The 13,939-nt window shown below is 51.0% G+C and carries 10 protein-coding genes; 4 read left to right on the top strand and 6 right to left on the bottom strand.

The window, feature by feature from the left end; all coding sequences use genetic code 11:
* Positions 1-235 precede the first annotated feature (235 nt).
* The 3 genes from JQN73_RS02790 (at position 236) to JQN73_RS02800 (ending at position 4,739) form a co-directional block, all read left to right on the top strand.
* Positions 236-1,837 carry a transglycosylase SLT domain-containing protein gene (locus JQN73_RS02790; RefSeq protein ID WP_205321655.1) on the top strand — a complete coding sequence of 534 codons (1,602 nt, stop codon included), beginning with the start codon at positions 236-238 and terminating at the stop codon, positions 1,835-1,837.
* Between the two features lie 225 nt (positions 1,838-2,062).
* The gene (fabI, locus tag JQN73_RS02795; RefSeq protein ID WP_205321657.1) at positions 2,063-2,845 is read left to right on the top strand and encodes an enoyl-ACP reductase FabI; all 783 of its coding nucleotides are present in this window, start codon (positions 2,063-2,065) and stop codon (positions 2,843-2,845) included.
* 475 nt (positions 2,846-3,320) lie between these two features.
* Positions 3,321-4,739 (top strand): DEAD/DEAH box helicase, encoded by a 1,419-nt coding sequence (locus JQN73_RS02800; protein ID WP_205321659.1) that lies wholly within the window; start codon positions 3,321-3,323, stop codon positions 4,737-4,739.
* A 276-nt stretch (positions 4,740-5,015) separates the two neighbouring features.
* Here JQN73_RS02800 and JQN73_RS02805 read toward each other — a convergent pair whose 3' ends face one another.
* From JQN73_RS02805 to edd, 6 genes are all read right to left on the bottom strand, one after another.
* Positions 5,016-6,137 carry a betaine/proline/choline family ABC transporter ATP-binding protein gene (locus tag JQN73_RS02805; RefSeq protein ID WP_205321660.1) on the bottom strand — a complete coding sequence of 374 codons (1,122 nt, stop codon included), beginning with the start codon at positions 6,135-6,137 and terminating at the stop codon, positions 5,016-5,018.
* Positions 6,137-6,787, bottom strand: a complete 651-nt coding sequence (locus tag JQN73_RS02810) for an ABC transporter permease (RefSeq protein ID WP_205321661.1) — start codon at positions 6,785-6,787, stop codon at positions 6,137-6,139. Before JQN73_RS02810 ends, JQN73_RS02805 begins: the two co-directional genes overlap by 1 nt.
* Before the next feature lie 10 nt (positions 6,788-6,797).
* Entirely contained in the window at positions 6,798-7,712 is a 915-nt protein-coding gene (locus JQN73_RS02815) for a glycine betaine ABC transporter substrate-binding protein (RefSeq protein ID WP_205321662.1), read from the bottom strand.
* A 76-nt stretch (positions 7,713-7,788) separates the two neighbouring features.
* Entirely contained in the window at positions 7,789-8,505 is a 717-nt protein-coding gene (locus tag JQN73_RS02820; protein WP_205321663.1) for an ABC transporter permease, read from the bottom strand.
* A gap of 555 nt (positions 8,506-9,060) precedes the next feature.
* Entirely contained in the window at positions 9,061-9,711 is a 651-nt protein-coding gene (gene eda / locus JQN73_RS02825) for a bifunctional 4-hydroxy-2-oxoglutarate aldolase/2-dehydro-3-deoxy-phosphogluconate aldolase (protein ID WP_240162405.1), read from the bottom strand.
* Between the two features lie 61 nt (positions 9,712-9,772).
* Positions 9,773-11,629, bottom strand: a complete 1,857-nt coding sequence (gene edd / locus JQN73_RS02830) for a phosphogluconate dehydratase (RefSeq protein WP_205321664.1) — start codon at positions 11,627-11,629, stop codon at positions 9,773-9,775.
* 371 nt (positions 11,630-12,000) lie between these two features.
* On the opposite strand from edd, the gene pgi reads away from it, so the two are divergent.
* Entirely contained in the window at positions 12,001-13,806 is a 1,806-nt protein-coding gene (gene pgi, locus JQN73_RS02835; RefSeq protein ID WP_205321665.1) for a glucose-6-phosphate isomerase, read from the top strand.
* Positions 13,807-13,939: the final 133 nt, after the last annotated feature.

Here is a 13,939-nt window from a genome sequence, read left to right on the forward strand (position 1 = left end):
GGATGTGAAACCGCACGTTAGCCCTATAGGTTAAGCTATTCGAGATCGCCACCGGCTCAAAACCGAGGGAGTACGAGGTCATTTCAGGGGTGGCGATTATTAATTACGCTATAAATCAATTACTTATAGCTGTGCGATAGCATATTTTTTGCTTGACGCGACAAAAGCCGGTTACGTACACTACGCTTAATCATTCTATTCCCGGTCGCATCGAGCCGGTCACGTAAAAAATTTCATGCTATTTAAATTCAAGACATTGGCGCTTGCTGCCATTACTTTTTTCGGTAATCCGCTAACGGCGGACGCCAGCGATATTTCTATTTACGCTCCCACTTTCAGTTTAATCGACCCCGCCAATCCGAGCGCTGGTGTGATTGGCATGACGCAGGTTGACGTCTGGGCGCGCATACGAAAAGGTTTTAGCATTCCCGACCTCGATAACGCGCAGGTCACTTCGCAAACAGAGTTTTATAGTTCGCGGCCAGATTATTTTGAGCGCACCACCTTGCGCGCATCGCCCTATCTGTTTCACGTCGTTCAGGAACTTGAAAAACGTGGCATGCCCACAGAGCTGGCCTTATTGCCGTTCATCGAGTCCTCTTTCAATCCACAAGCTTTCTCTAGCGCAAAAGCGGTGGGATTATGGCAGTTCATGCCCGCCACGGGACGCGATTTTAATCTCAAGCAAGACATGTTCAAGGATGATCGCCGCGATGTGTTGGCGTCGACTGATGCCGCGCTGACTTATCTCCAAACGTTGTATGGCATGTTCGGTGACTGGCAGCTCGCACTTGCCGCCTACAACTGGGGCCAGGGATCGGTGCAAAAAGCCATCGACAGAAATCAGGCGGCCGGTTTACCAACTGATTTTGCCAGCCTTGCATCGCAAATGCCGGTGGAAACGCGGAATTACGTCCCTAAATTGCAAGCCGTCAAAAACATCATCGCAGCACCGGATGCCTATAATATTTCGCTGCCGAAGATCGATAATGAACCCTACTTCGTCACCGTCGGTAAAACCCGCGACATCGATGTCAAGGTTGCAGCACAACTAGCCGAGCTATCAATCGATGACTTTAAGGCGCTCAACCCGCAATTTAATCGTCCCGTGATTATTGGCAGTTCAGATACCAAAATTTTGCTTCCGCAGTCGAATGCAGAGAAGTTTAAGAAAAACATTACGTTGTGGACCCAATCGTTGTCAACGTGGACATCACATACCGTTGGCAGCGCACGCGAACGGATTGAAGCAATTGCTGCCAAATTCGATACCACGCCTGCCATCCTGCGCGAGGTCAACCATATTCCGCCACGGATGGTATTAAAAGCAGGATCCACCATTTTGGTTCCTAAAACGGAAACGCAAAATGACGACATCACCGCAGAAGTTGCTGACAATGCGACGATGGCGGTGGCGCCGGATGTTCCAGATACGCGCCGCATTTTCGTCAAAGTAGGAAAGCGCGACACACTAGCGTCCATCGCCGGACGCTACAACGTCAGCGTGAGTCAGGTCAAATCCTGGAACAGCCTACGTCGCGACAGCGTAAATCGCGGTCAGAGCTTGCAGCTGCAGGTACCAAACCGATTCGCAGCTTCATCGGGCGGCGAAACCCAACGGGCTTCTTCCGGCAGCAGATATCACAAAGCTATATTGGTTAACAGCCGTGGTGGGCGCTCGGAACGCATTATTAAAGTAGCAAGTCCAATTAAAAAAGCCCGGGAGAGCAACCCTGTAGCAACGAAACGATCTACCGTCGCCACCACAAAAAAGGCCCACTCCTCAGAGACCAAAGGCGAATTAATCGCATCTAACCGTGGCACCCGGAAACAATGATCTTCATCTCGCCGCCCCCCACGATATGCGGGTTACTCACAGTAACGCAGGGGTGGTTAGCCCCGGGCTAGTTGCCGAGATCGCAGTGAACCCCTACAATCTGCCCCAGTTCGCGTCAAAAAACTATCCGCACCACTGCGATTGATACTCTGATGTGTCATTGCGCAGGAAAGCACCGCACAACCGCGCCGCCGTAACAACATGGCGCGCACATCTGGAGTCAACATGGCATTTCTGCAAGGAAAAAAAATCCTGATAACCGGCGTATTGTCTAATCGCTCCATCGCCTATGGCATTGCACAAGCATGCAAGCGTGAAGGTGCGGAACTCGCATTCACCTATGTCGGCGATCGGTTCCTGGACCGCATCACCAAATTTGCCGCAGAATTCGACAGTAAACTAATATTCAACTGCGACGTTGGCAGCGATGAGCAAATCAATGCGCTATTCGCGGATCTGGGGAAATCCTGGGACCAACTCGACGGCATGGTGCACGCCATTGGCTTCGCTCCGGCAGAAGCAATTGCGGGAGACTTTTTGGACGGTTTGTCGCGTGAGGGTTTCAAAATTGCGCATGACATTTCTGCGTATAGCTTCCCAGCAATGGCTAAAGCAGCGTTGCCGATGTTGCGCCCGAACTCAGCGTTACTGACGTTGACCTATTTAGGCTCAGACCGGGTTGTCCCTAACTACAACACCATGGGCCTGGCTAAAGCGTCATTAGAAGCCAGCGTCCGCTACCTCGCTGAATCGCTCGGCCCTAAAGGCGTACGCGTCAACGGCATTTCAGCAGGTCCGATAAAGACCCTCGCAGCAAGCGGCATAAAAGGCTTTGGCAAGATCCTCGGCTTTGTTGCCGAACACGCTCCTTTACGTCGCAATGTGACCCTGGAAGACGTCGGTAACGCGTCGGCGTTTTTGTTATCCGATCTGGCCAGCGGCATCACCGGTGAAATTACATACGTAGACGGCGGCTTCTCCAAAATTGTCGGCGGCATTTCAGAGTAATCCCCCACCATTATTTTTAGCTTGCATAACCAAACAAAACGTCCGGAAGTCGCGGACGTTTTGCTTTTCATACGGTTAATTAACAGCTTGGGATGCAAGACGTTGGTTTCCGAACTATTTATGTGCGATAGCAACATTTTCCGTGTAATTGGGGCAAATTTAATGTACTATCGTGGGCTGCGTTGCAATATGACGCAAGCAACGATCAAGCAAGCAACGCACGCCTGATCGTTAAAAACAAAAACAAGTAGCTGCGCAAGCCTAAGCATGTCTGGTTCAATTTAGACATTGCATTGTAAAAGCCCTCCCGCCTTGTGTGTCGTTTAACTGACACCGTCCCGGCGCAAAGCTTTTGTGCCGAAATTTCTTTGTCGTTTCATAGTCATTTCGTTGGTTGGCGTTGCTTTTTTGCGTTCTATGCATTTGTCACGTTGTGATATTTGCAGTTTAACGCTGAACTTTACGAAAGATATAAATGACATTTGAATCACTAGGCTTACACGCGTCCGTTATCCAAGCACTGACTGAAGCCGGCTACACAAAACCAACTAGCGTTCAGGAACAAGCTGTTCCAGCCGCTATCGAAGGCCGCGACCTGATGGTATCGTCGCAAACCGGTTCCGGCAAAACTGCGGCTTTCATGCTGCCAGCTCTGCATAAATTCGCGTCTGAGCCTGTTGTTGATCAAACTGGTAAAACACCAAATCAAGAAATGCAAGCATCGCGTTCACGCGGTGATCGCCCACGTTTCAAAGCAGCCCAACCAAAAATGTTGGTATTGACTCCAACCCGTGAATTGGCACTGCAAGTAACGAGCGCTACTGACAAGTACGGCTCACACATGAAACGCATCAAAGCCATTTCAATCCTTGGCGGTATGCCTTATCCAAAGCAAATGCAATTGCTGGCTAAAAACCCAGAAATTCTGGTCGCCACACCTGGTCGTCTGATCGATCACATGGAGTCCGGCAAGATCGATTTCTCGCAATTGCAAATTCTGGTACTCGACGAAGCTGACCGTATGCTGGACATGGGTTTCATCGACGATATCGAAAAAATCGTTGCTGCTACACCTGAGTCACGTCAAACCATGTTGTTCTCGGCTACGCTGGATGGCGTTGTTGGTAACATGGCAAAGCGCATCACCAAGAACCCAATGATCATTCAGATCGCTGGTTCGGCAACGAAACATGAAAACATTCAACAAAAGGTTCACTTTGTCGACGATCTGTCGCACAAGAATCGTTTGCTGGACCATCTGTTGCGCGACGAAACAATGGATCAAGCAGTTGTATTTACTGCCACCAAACGCGACGCCGACAATATCGCTGATCGTCTGAACATCGCCGGTTTCGCTGCTGCAGCATTGCATGGTGACATGCATCAGGGCGCACGTAACCGCACTCTGGACAGCCTGCGTCGCGGTCAAGTGCGCGTGTTGGTTGCGACCGACGTTGCCGCTCGCGGTATCGACGTTCCAGCAATCACCCACGTATTCAACTACGATCTTCCTAAGTTCCCGGAAGATTACGTCCACCGCATTGGCCGTACCGGTCGCGCTGGCCGTAACGGTGTGGCAGTATCGTTGGTGAACCACGCTGAAACCATGAACGTCAAGCGCATTGAGCGCTTCACAAAGCAATTGATCCCGGTCGATGTCGTCGTTGGTTTTGAACCAAAGAAGACAGCTTCGGCACCACGTTCGAACCACAAACCAGGTGGCTGGAAACCAGGCGACAATCGCAGTGCTCCAAGCAAGCCAGGCGGTCGCACGTTCAGCAAGCCAGGTGCTCCGCGCCGTGACGGTGCTGGCGCCGGTGCTGGCGCTGGCGGTGGTTACAAAGGTAATCGCACAAATGACAGCAGCACACGTCGCTCGTTTGGTGATCGTTAATTTGAGATTTCCAATTGATTAGTTGGGCAATCGGTTTCACTGATTGTTAAGCCGGACGAAAAAAAAACGGCCATCGATTTAGTTCGATGGCCGTTTTTTCATGGGCGCCTGACTTAGTTCGGGTCTTCCTGCACAGAGCCATGGCGGGGTAATTTGGGGGTCACTGCGACGACAACTTCGACGGCTTTGACAGCTTCGATCATCGTCGATAAAAGTTACAACGATTGTGGACCGCCCCATCACCGCCGCATTAAACAACACCCCTAATATACCCTCCTATTTAACCCGAGTTCGCCCAGAACTGAGGTAATCCGCTATCGAATCCTGCGTCACTTCGCCCAAATAACTACTATCCTGATCAATCACGGGCATCCAACTGGTACTGTGCTTATACATTTTGGAAAGCACCACGCGAAGATTTTCATCAGGCGTTGCGCTAACAGGAAATGGCTTCAATTTATCCGAGCAAGCGCCCTGTGCACCACGCGCATCACGCCGCGAGACGAAGCCCATGGCGTGGTTGTCCACGTCGGTAACGGTGACGTAGCGATAATCGTTTTCATCCATTAATCCATAAGCGTTGGCCAACGTAGAGTCATCCCGCACTGTCGCCGAAGTCGTGGCCGCATCTCCTGCGCGCACTAATAGCAGGCGCTTTAACGTAGCGTCCTGGCCCACAAAGGAACCTACGAACTCATCTTTCGGGCGAGCCAGTAATGTATCGGGATGATCAATCTGCACCAGCTTGCCTGCACGGAAAATCGCAATTTTGTCGCCTAGCTTGATCGCTTCGTCGATGTCATGACTCACCATAATGACCGTCTTGTTCAATTGTCGCTGCATTTGAAAAAATTCATTTTGAATTGATTCGCGATTAATCGGATCGACTGCACCGAACGGCTCATCCATGAGCAATACCGGAGGATCTGCAGCCAAAGCCCGGATCACGCCGATACGCTGTTGTTGTCCGCCCGATAATTCGCGTGGATAGCGCTTTAAATATAACTTCGGATCAAGCGCCACCATCGCCATTAATTCGGTGGCACGTTCACGACAGCGCTTTTTATCCCAGCCCAATAGACGCGGGACGACGGTAATGTTTTCTTCAATCGTCATATTAGGAAACAGACCGATCTGCTGAATGACATAGCCGATGTGACGACGCAATGTGACTTCATCGATATCGGTGGTTTCCTCACCATTGAGCAAAACGCGACCTGAGGTCGGTACGATCAGACGATTGATCATTTTTAACGTGGTACTTTTCCCGCAACCGGAAGGACCAAGAAATACGCAAATTTCACCCTCAGCGACGGTGAGGCTGACCTCATCTACGGCTTTTACTTTGACGCCATCTTTTTGTGTGAAGACTTTACTTAGTTTGTCGAGTTCAATCATTATTTCTGCATTCCTTTCGGTGTTAGTACACGTTGAAGCCATTGCAGCAAAGCGTCGGCGACAATTGCCAGGACGCTGATCAATACCGCACCGACCACCAGTTTTTGCATGTTACTTTGGCTAATAGCGTGCAATATCAACACCCCCAAACCACCCGCTCCAATGACGGCGGCGACAGCCATCACGCCTATATTCATGACAACGGCAGAGCGCACCCCGCCTAAGATGACAGGGATTGCTAAAGGTAAATCCACCAAACGCAAACGCTGCCAGAACGTCATACCGATGCCGATACCAGCTTCCTTGACGCCCTCCTCAATACCATCGAGCGCCAGATACGTATTGCGCATAATCGGTAATAGCGAATACAAAAATACTGCGGTGATAGCAGGTAGCGGCCCCAAGCCCTGGCCGAAATGGGAGAACAATGGGATCATCAATCCAAATAAAGCGATCGATGGCAACGTCAATATTACGGTTGCCAGACCCAACATAGGGCTAGCCAATCCGCGGTGACGAATCATCACAACACCGAGCGGCACCCCGACCAGAATTGCCAGACCAACGGCAATACTGACCAACATCAGATGCTGCAAGGTGAGATGTAAAATCTCAGGCCACGCGCCAGACAGATAGTTAAATAAACTCATTGTGGGTCCCTCACATCAAACCTTCAGCGCGTAAAAAATCGGCAGCAACCTGAGCAATCGGTTGTTGATCGATATCAACCTGCTTGTTCATCGCAGCCATCTTTTGAGTGTCGATGGTGGCCGACAGCGCGTTTAATTGCTCTTCCAGTTTCGGATTAGCATCGAGAATTTCTTTGCGCACCATCGGCGCGGCGGTATAGAACGGGAAAAATCCCTTGTTGTCTTCCAGTAACTTTAAATTGAACCCGCCAATGCGACCATCGGAGGAATACGTCAGACCGACATATAACTGATCGTTTCGCAATGCGGTGTACACCAGACCGGGATCCATCTGCTTGACTTCACTCCGGTCAAATTGCATGTTGTACAGCTCTGACATCGGACCTAAACCATCCGAACGCGAAGCGAATTCAAAATCGACCCCAAACAAATGTTTGCTATCTGGATCGCGCTTGCGGTCCGCCGCAATTCTGTTAGCGAGATCTTCAATCGTTTTTAATCCCTCTTCTTCTGCGCGTTTGGCAGGCACCGCGAGCGCGTAAGTGTTATTTAATTTAGAGGTTTTGAGCCAGATCAGGCCTTTGGCGCCGTCTAATTCCTTGACGCGTTCATACGACTGCTCATCGTTCAGCTTCTCGGTAACTTTATTAAAAACAATTAACGAACTGCCGGTATATTCCCAAACGATATCTAGCTGTCCGCTTTCAATCGCCTGACGCATGATGGTGGTGCCCAAGCCATTTTTCAGGTCAACGCTGTATCCTTTAGATTGCAAGTACTGCTGCGTCATTGACGATAAAATCAATTGTTCAGTAAAGTTTTTGCCGCCAACTACCAGATTCGTAGCAAACGTTGACGTTGCCATTACCAGACCGAATATGCCGAATGTCAGCGTCAACAGATGCTTTATGCGTAAAAATTTCATATTTTTCTCCTTCTTAAAAGATGCCGACCAACCGCACTATCTTCCTGCGGTGCATGTCTGCAATGTCGAAACGGGATTACCGCAATAAACCGCGTTTGTTGAGATAAGCGTTGCTGCCAATGGACACGATCGCGTCCAGTATCAGGGCCAGCACTGCGGTGGCGGTGGCGCCGAGCAATAGCTGATCGGCATTGTTCAGGTAAATACCCGGGAAAATAATACTGCCCAGACTTTCGCCCCCGATCAGAATTGACAATGGCGCTGTGCCGACATTAATTGCTAGTGCGGTACGGATTCCACCGACAATAATTGGAATGGCGTTTGGTAATTCGACCCGAAAGAGTATTTGATAGGGTTTCATGCCTACCCCTTTGGCCGCATCGCGTAACGATGGCGGGACTTGCTTAAGTCCTTCGTAAGTATTACGCACGATCGGCAATAACGATGCTAACCACAGGGCAATAATCGAGGGCTTGTCGCCGATACCGAAAAATGCCAGCGCCAACGCAAGGACGGCGATGGAGGGAATGGTGTTCCCTATATTGAAAATCTGCATGAGTTTTTCTGCATGACGCGCGCACATCGGGCGACTTAGCAGAATTCCTGCGGGTAGACCGGTCGCGAGAGCCAATAACATTGACCAGCCGACCAGTTGCATATGCCGCATTGTGTAATAGATCAGATCACCTTGATAACGCTCTATAGCGTCGGCACCGACCGTCCAGCCAATACCCGCCACGGCCACTAAGGTGATGGCAGCGCCGACGATGGCATTACGATAGCGATTCGTCATGTTTTACTCCATTTCTGCCGCGCGCAGCTTGGCGCAGATAGTTATCCGGGCAGGCAATGACGCACGAGCATGACAAACAAAGCTGTCAATTTTATTTATCCCATTCCGTATCCCGAAAGGATTGTTCAGAATGGGTCGACTGCCGCATTGGGGCGGCAAACTGAATGCGGGAAAAACCCGCCGTATGATGAAACTCTGACCTTTGTCAGAGCATTGGACAACCCGCTGATGCAGGTTATGAAGCTAAACTACGCCATTTTGGGGTGGCATAATGTTTCAAAGAGGCACTAGTGTAATGAATTTTCTTGATGAAGTCTAGTAATGGCTTTCTTAAAAGCTATAACCGGAATGTCTATCGATGGCTAAAAGACGCTTTTTTAGAGCGAAATTCGGAAAACAGAAGAAGAACGAAGCAGAAAAGCGGAGATCAACAGATATACGAATTTATATCAATGCGATATTTAATACTCTAAGTCAGTCTGCGATCACGAAAAACAAAACCGCAGACCCACTTATCGGTAATGGGGACCAATTGCCCTTACTTCTTTTGCTATGTTATGCCCCACGCAATTGACTGGCGGCCAGCGCTAACGCAGTGATGCGCGCCCAGTCACCGGATTCCAATGCATCTTTCGGCGTCAACCACGATCCGCCGACGCACGCAACGTTCTTGCATGCCAGGAATTGCGCTGCGGTCTGTTGTGATATACCGCCGGTCGGACAGAACATCACGTCGCCTAAAGGTCCGGCAATGGCGTTCAGCATCCCCACCCCGCCCGCTGGCACCGCAGGAAATAACTTTAACTGACGAAAGCCGGCTTCACGCGCAGCCATCACTTCTGATGGCGTCATCACGCCGGGCAACAGCGGCAAGCCGCTCGATTTCGCAGCTGCGATCAGTGCAGAGGTCAGTCCCGGAGATACGCCGAAGACCGCACCAGCGTCACGCGCAGCGGCAAACTCTTCCGGCTGGGTGAGCGTACCGACCCCCACAATTGCCCCCGGCACCTCTGCCATGGCCCGGATAGCCGCCAAGCCATGAACAGTACGCAGCGTCACTTCCAGCACCCGGATACCACCGGCAACCAAAGCCCTGGCAAGAGGGACAGCATGCGCTATGTCGTCAATTGCAATCACTGGAATCACCGCAGAAGTACGCATGATGTCCAGCACTTCGTTGTCATACAAATATTTAGAAGAGGTCATATCGTTGCTTTCTTATGTTCGTCAAAAACTACCCATTTTTTGCTGGCCGATTGGCAAGACGTCAGCCTAGCTGGCAATCGCCTTCGACAATTCGCGCAGGAGGCAAATCGAAACAGGTTGCGCCATCTTCCGCCGCACTCACCGTATTGCGAAACATGGCAAACAACTCGCGCCCCATACCAACTTGATTAGCGTCCAGATTAACCAGTTGCAACTGGCGCTGCGCCCACTCTGCCGCTGGCACAATTGCCTCAAGTGTTCCGTGCTCCGCATCCATTTTGATCATGTCGCCCGTACGCACCAGCGCCAACGGTCCACCGGACGAGACTTCCGGGGTTACGTGGATTGCGGCCGGCACCTTACCCGATGCGCCCGACATGCGACCATCTGTCACCAAAGCTACATGGCGCCCTTTGTCTTGCAAAAGGCCCAGCGCTGGCGTCAATGCGTGCAGTTCCGGCATACCGTTGGCGCGCGGTCCCTGGAAGCTTAACACCGCAACAAAATCGCAGTCCAATTCTCCCGCACGGAAGGCCTGCATAAAGGCTTCCTGTGAATTAAATACAATCGCCGGCGCTTCAACTATCCAATGCTCTTTCTTGACTGCTGAAATTTTAATGACTGCCCGACCCAGGTTACCCGTCAGCAACCGTAAACCACCGTCGGCCGCAAACGGTGTAGTGGCAGGCCGCAACACCGAGTCGTCGCCACTTTTTTCCGGAGCCGGTTTGAATACCACTGCGTTGCCTTCAAGAAATGGCTCGGCGCAATGCGCGCGCAGACTGTCCCCGAAAATCGTCATGACATCTTCATGCATCAACCCCGCATCGAGCAACTCACGGATTACAAAGCCAGTGCCACCAGCGGCATGAAAATGATTTACATCGGCGTCGCCGTTCGGATAAATGCGCGTCACCAGAGGGACCACGGCGGACAAGGCATCAAAATCGTCCCAGTCGATAACAATCCCCGCAGCCTTGGCAATCGCCACCAGATGTATTGTGTGATTGGTCGATCCGCCGGTCGCTAACAACGTCACGATGGCATTCACGATACTCTTTTCGCTGACAACATGGCCGACCGGACGATAGTTGCCACTATGATCGGTAATTTTTAGCGCCTGACGCCCGGCTTCGGCGGTCAGGGCATCGCGTAACGGCGTATTAGGCGTGATGAAAGCAGAGCCGGGAAGATGCAATCCAAGCGCTTCCATCAACATTTGATTACTATTGGCGGTGCCGTAGAAGGTACAAGTACCAGCGCTATGATAGGACTGCGATTCCGCCTCCAGAAGTGCCGCCCGGTCAACTTTTCCTTCTGCATACAACTGCCGAATTTTTACCTTGTCTTTGTTCGACATGCCAGAAGTCATCGGACCGCCCGGAACAAAAATCGCAGGTAGATGTCCAAAATGTAATGCGCCAATTAACAAGCCCGGCACAATCTTGTCGCAGATGCCCAGATACAACGCGGCGTCGAACATATTATGTGACAGGGCAATCGCTGTTGACATGGCAATTGCATCGCGAGAAAACAATGACAGCTCCATGCCAGGCTGTCCTTGCGTAACACCGTCACACATGGCAGGCGTGCCACCTGCAAATTGCGCGACCCCGCCAGCGGCACGTACAGCGTCCTTGATGATTTTAGGAAAGTTTTCGAACGGTTGATGGGCCGACAACATATCGTTGTATGAAGAAATAATCGCAACAGAAGGATCTTTATCCTGTTTTAGTCGTAACTTATCGTTCACTGGGAAAGCGGCAAACCCGTGTGCCAGATTAGTGCAAGATAACGCTCCACGCTGCACATCTTGCCGACGCGCTATCTCTAAACGTTCCATGTAAGCACTACGATAAGGTTGACTGCGCGCAATAATTCGCTCGGTTACTTTGGCAACACTGGCTAGAACGGACATGTTTTAATCCTCGAAAAGTAAGCTAAACAGGCTTGCGATGCAAAGTAATCAGCAAGCTTGCAATATTCAAATCGTAATTTTACTACATTTACTTTTTACCCGCCTTTTCTATCTGACTATTTTCATCTCTTTGGTTGCCCAAAAATTAAATTTCCTCTCACTCACATAGCTAATTTTCGTTGACTTTACGCACATTATAGATATTTTACGCTACTAAACAACTCTCCCATACACCTGAGGCGTCGGGCAATATCGAATCTGTCTTCATGAAAAATGCCTGTGACGCTTAGATGGAGAAAATAAACTGTAGTGAAATTACCAAAAAATGTTGTATAGTCATACGTAATTCAAGCTGTCACGAAAGCCCGGATATGCCTACTAATACCGAAACTGCGCACGATATTTCCAGCCTGAAGCCCGATGCGGCGTCCTACCTCGCGCTACAAGCGCATTACGCGGCAACGAAAAATACCGCGCTACGCGATCTGTTCGATGCCGACGGTGAACGGTTCGATAAATTCTCCCTCACGGCTGCTGGCCTGTTTCTGGATTATGCCAAGAATACGCTCACCAGCGAAACCCTGTCTTTACTATTCGATCTTGCGCGTGAGCGAAACATTGCGTCACGGCGCGATGCAATGTTTACTGGTGAAAAAATCAACACAACCGAACATCGCGCAGTTTTACACACAGCGCTGCGGAGGCCCTGGCCGCCAAGCGCAAGCAATGGCGCGCTCGTCATCGACGGACAGCAAGTCGACGCCGATGTTCACGCCGTACTCAACCAAATGGCCGCTTTCACCGAGGCAGTTCGCTCCGAAAAATGGCGCGGCTACAATGGCAAACCCATTACCGACATCGTCAATATCGGTATCGGCGGCTCTGACCTTGGACCAAAAATGGTTTGTCAGGCGCTTCGCCCCTTTCAACATGCACGCCTGAATATGCATTTTGTGTCCAACGTGGATGGTCATGATATCGACGCTGTTTTATCGCAGATCGATCCGGCCAGTACCCTGTTCGTTATTGCATCCAAAACTTTTACAACGATGGAAACCATGATGAACGCGCATAGCGCGCGCAGCTGGTTTTTGTCCCGTGCGGACGGGGCGCAGGAAAGCGATCTCGCGCATCATTTTGTCGCCGTCTCTACCAACACCGAAGGAGTCAAAGCCTTCGGCATTGATCCACAAAACATGTTTCCGTTCTGGGATTGGGTCGGTGGGCGCTATTCCGTATGGTCATCGATTGGACTTTCGGTTGCACTGGCGGTGGGCTATGAGCATTTCAGCGAATTCCTTGCAGGCGCCCATGCGATGGATACGCATTTCCGTGAGGCGCCACTTGAGCAGAATATGCCGGTAATTCTGGCGCTGGTCGGTATCTGGCAGCGTAATTTCTGCGGCACTGGCTCGCTATCGATAGCGCCATATCATCAGGACCTCGGAAATTTTCCATCGTATTTGCAACAGTTGGAAATGGAAAGTAACGGCAAGCGCGTTGCGCTGGATGGCAGCCCACTGGAAATCAAGACTTGCCCGGTTATTTGGGGAAACGTCGGCACCAACGGCCAGCACGCCTACTTTCAGTTATTACATCAAGGCACGGACATTACGCCAGTTGATTTCATCGCTGCGTTGAAGCCTAGTCATCACCTGCCCGGCCATCAGGCGGCACTTTTAGCCAATTGTTTCGCGCAATCTGAAGCCTTTATGCGCGGCAAAACAGCCGATGAAGTAAGGGTTGAAATGCAGAGCAAAGGAATGCCTGAATCTGAAATCAGCGCATTGTTACCGCATCGGACCTTCCCCGGCAATCGCCCAAGCAATACCATATTACTGGACCAGCTAACGCCAACATCGCTCGGAGCATTGATTGCTCTTTACGAGCACAAAGTATTTGTTCAAGGCGCCATCTGGGGCATCAATAGCTTTGACCAATGGGGTGTGGAGCTTGGCAAAGTTATGGCGACCCATATTTTGGATGAGTTGAATGGCACTGCGGCGGCCGGCGATCCGGCGACCGGCGATCCGGCGGCCGGCGATCCGGTGGCCGGCACTCCGGCGGCCGGCGCACCGGTGACAGGCACTCCAGCGGCCGCACCGGCGGTCGGCAAGCACGATAGTTCAACCAATGGTTTAATTGGACGTGCGCGTGCCGCTCTCTCCGCCAGGTAGAACGCAAATGGTTATCACAACGCGCCTGAAGCGTATTCGTTTTCAGGCGCGGCATATAGAGCACGACGAGCAGGCTTGGCATAGTAAACACGCGCAATAAACAACGGTAACAACGGTAACAACGGTAATAACG

The sequence above is a fragment of the Glaciimonas sp. PAMC28666 genome (assembly GCF_016917355.1).
In the GTDB taxonomy this organism is placed as follows: domain Bacteria; phylum Pseudomonadota; class Gammaproteobacteria; order Burkholderiales; family Burkholderiaceae_D; genus Glaciimonas.

Coding starts and splice junctions, on each gene's coding strand:
- edd (WP_205321664.1), bottom strand. CDS start 11,629: ATGTCCGTTCTAGCCAGTGTTGCCAAAGTAACCGAGCGAATTATTGCG.
- JQN73_RS02810 (WP_205321661.1), bottom strand. CDS start 6,787: ATGAGTTTATTTAACTATCTGTCTGGCGCGTGGCCTGAGATTTTACAT.
- JQN73_RS02805 (WP_205321660.1), bottom strand. CDS start 6,137: ATGATTGAACTCGACAAACTAAGTAAAGTCTTCACACAAAAAGATGGC.
- eda (WP_240162405.1), bottom strand. CDS start 9,711: ATGACCTCTTCTAAATATTTGTATGACAACGAAGTGCTGGACATCATG.
- JQN73_RS02815 (WP_205321662.1), bottom strand. CDS start 7,712: ATGAAATTTTTACGCATAAAGCATCTGTTGACGCTGACATTCGGCATA.
- JQN73_RS02790 (WP_205321655.1), top strand. CDS start 236: ATGCTATTTAAATTCAAGACATTGGCGCTTGCTGCCATTACTTTTTTC.
- JQN73_RS02820 (WP_205321663.1), bottom strand. CDS start 8,505: ATGACGAATCGCTATCGTAATGCCATCGTCGGCGCTGCCATCACCTTA.
- pgi (WP_205321665.1), top strand. CDS start 12,001: ATGCCTACTAATACCGAAACTGCGCACGATATTTCCAGCCTGAAGCCC.
- JQN73_RS02800 (WP_205321659.1), top strand. CDS start 3,321: ATGACATTTGAATCACTAGGCTTACACGCGTCCGTTATCCAAGCACTG.
- fabI (WP_205321657.1), top strand. CDS start 2,063: ATGGCATTTCTGCAAGGAAAAAAAATCCTGATAACCGGCGTATTGTCT.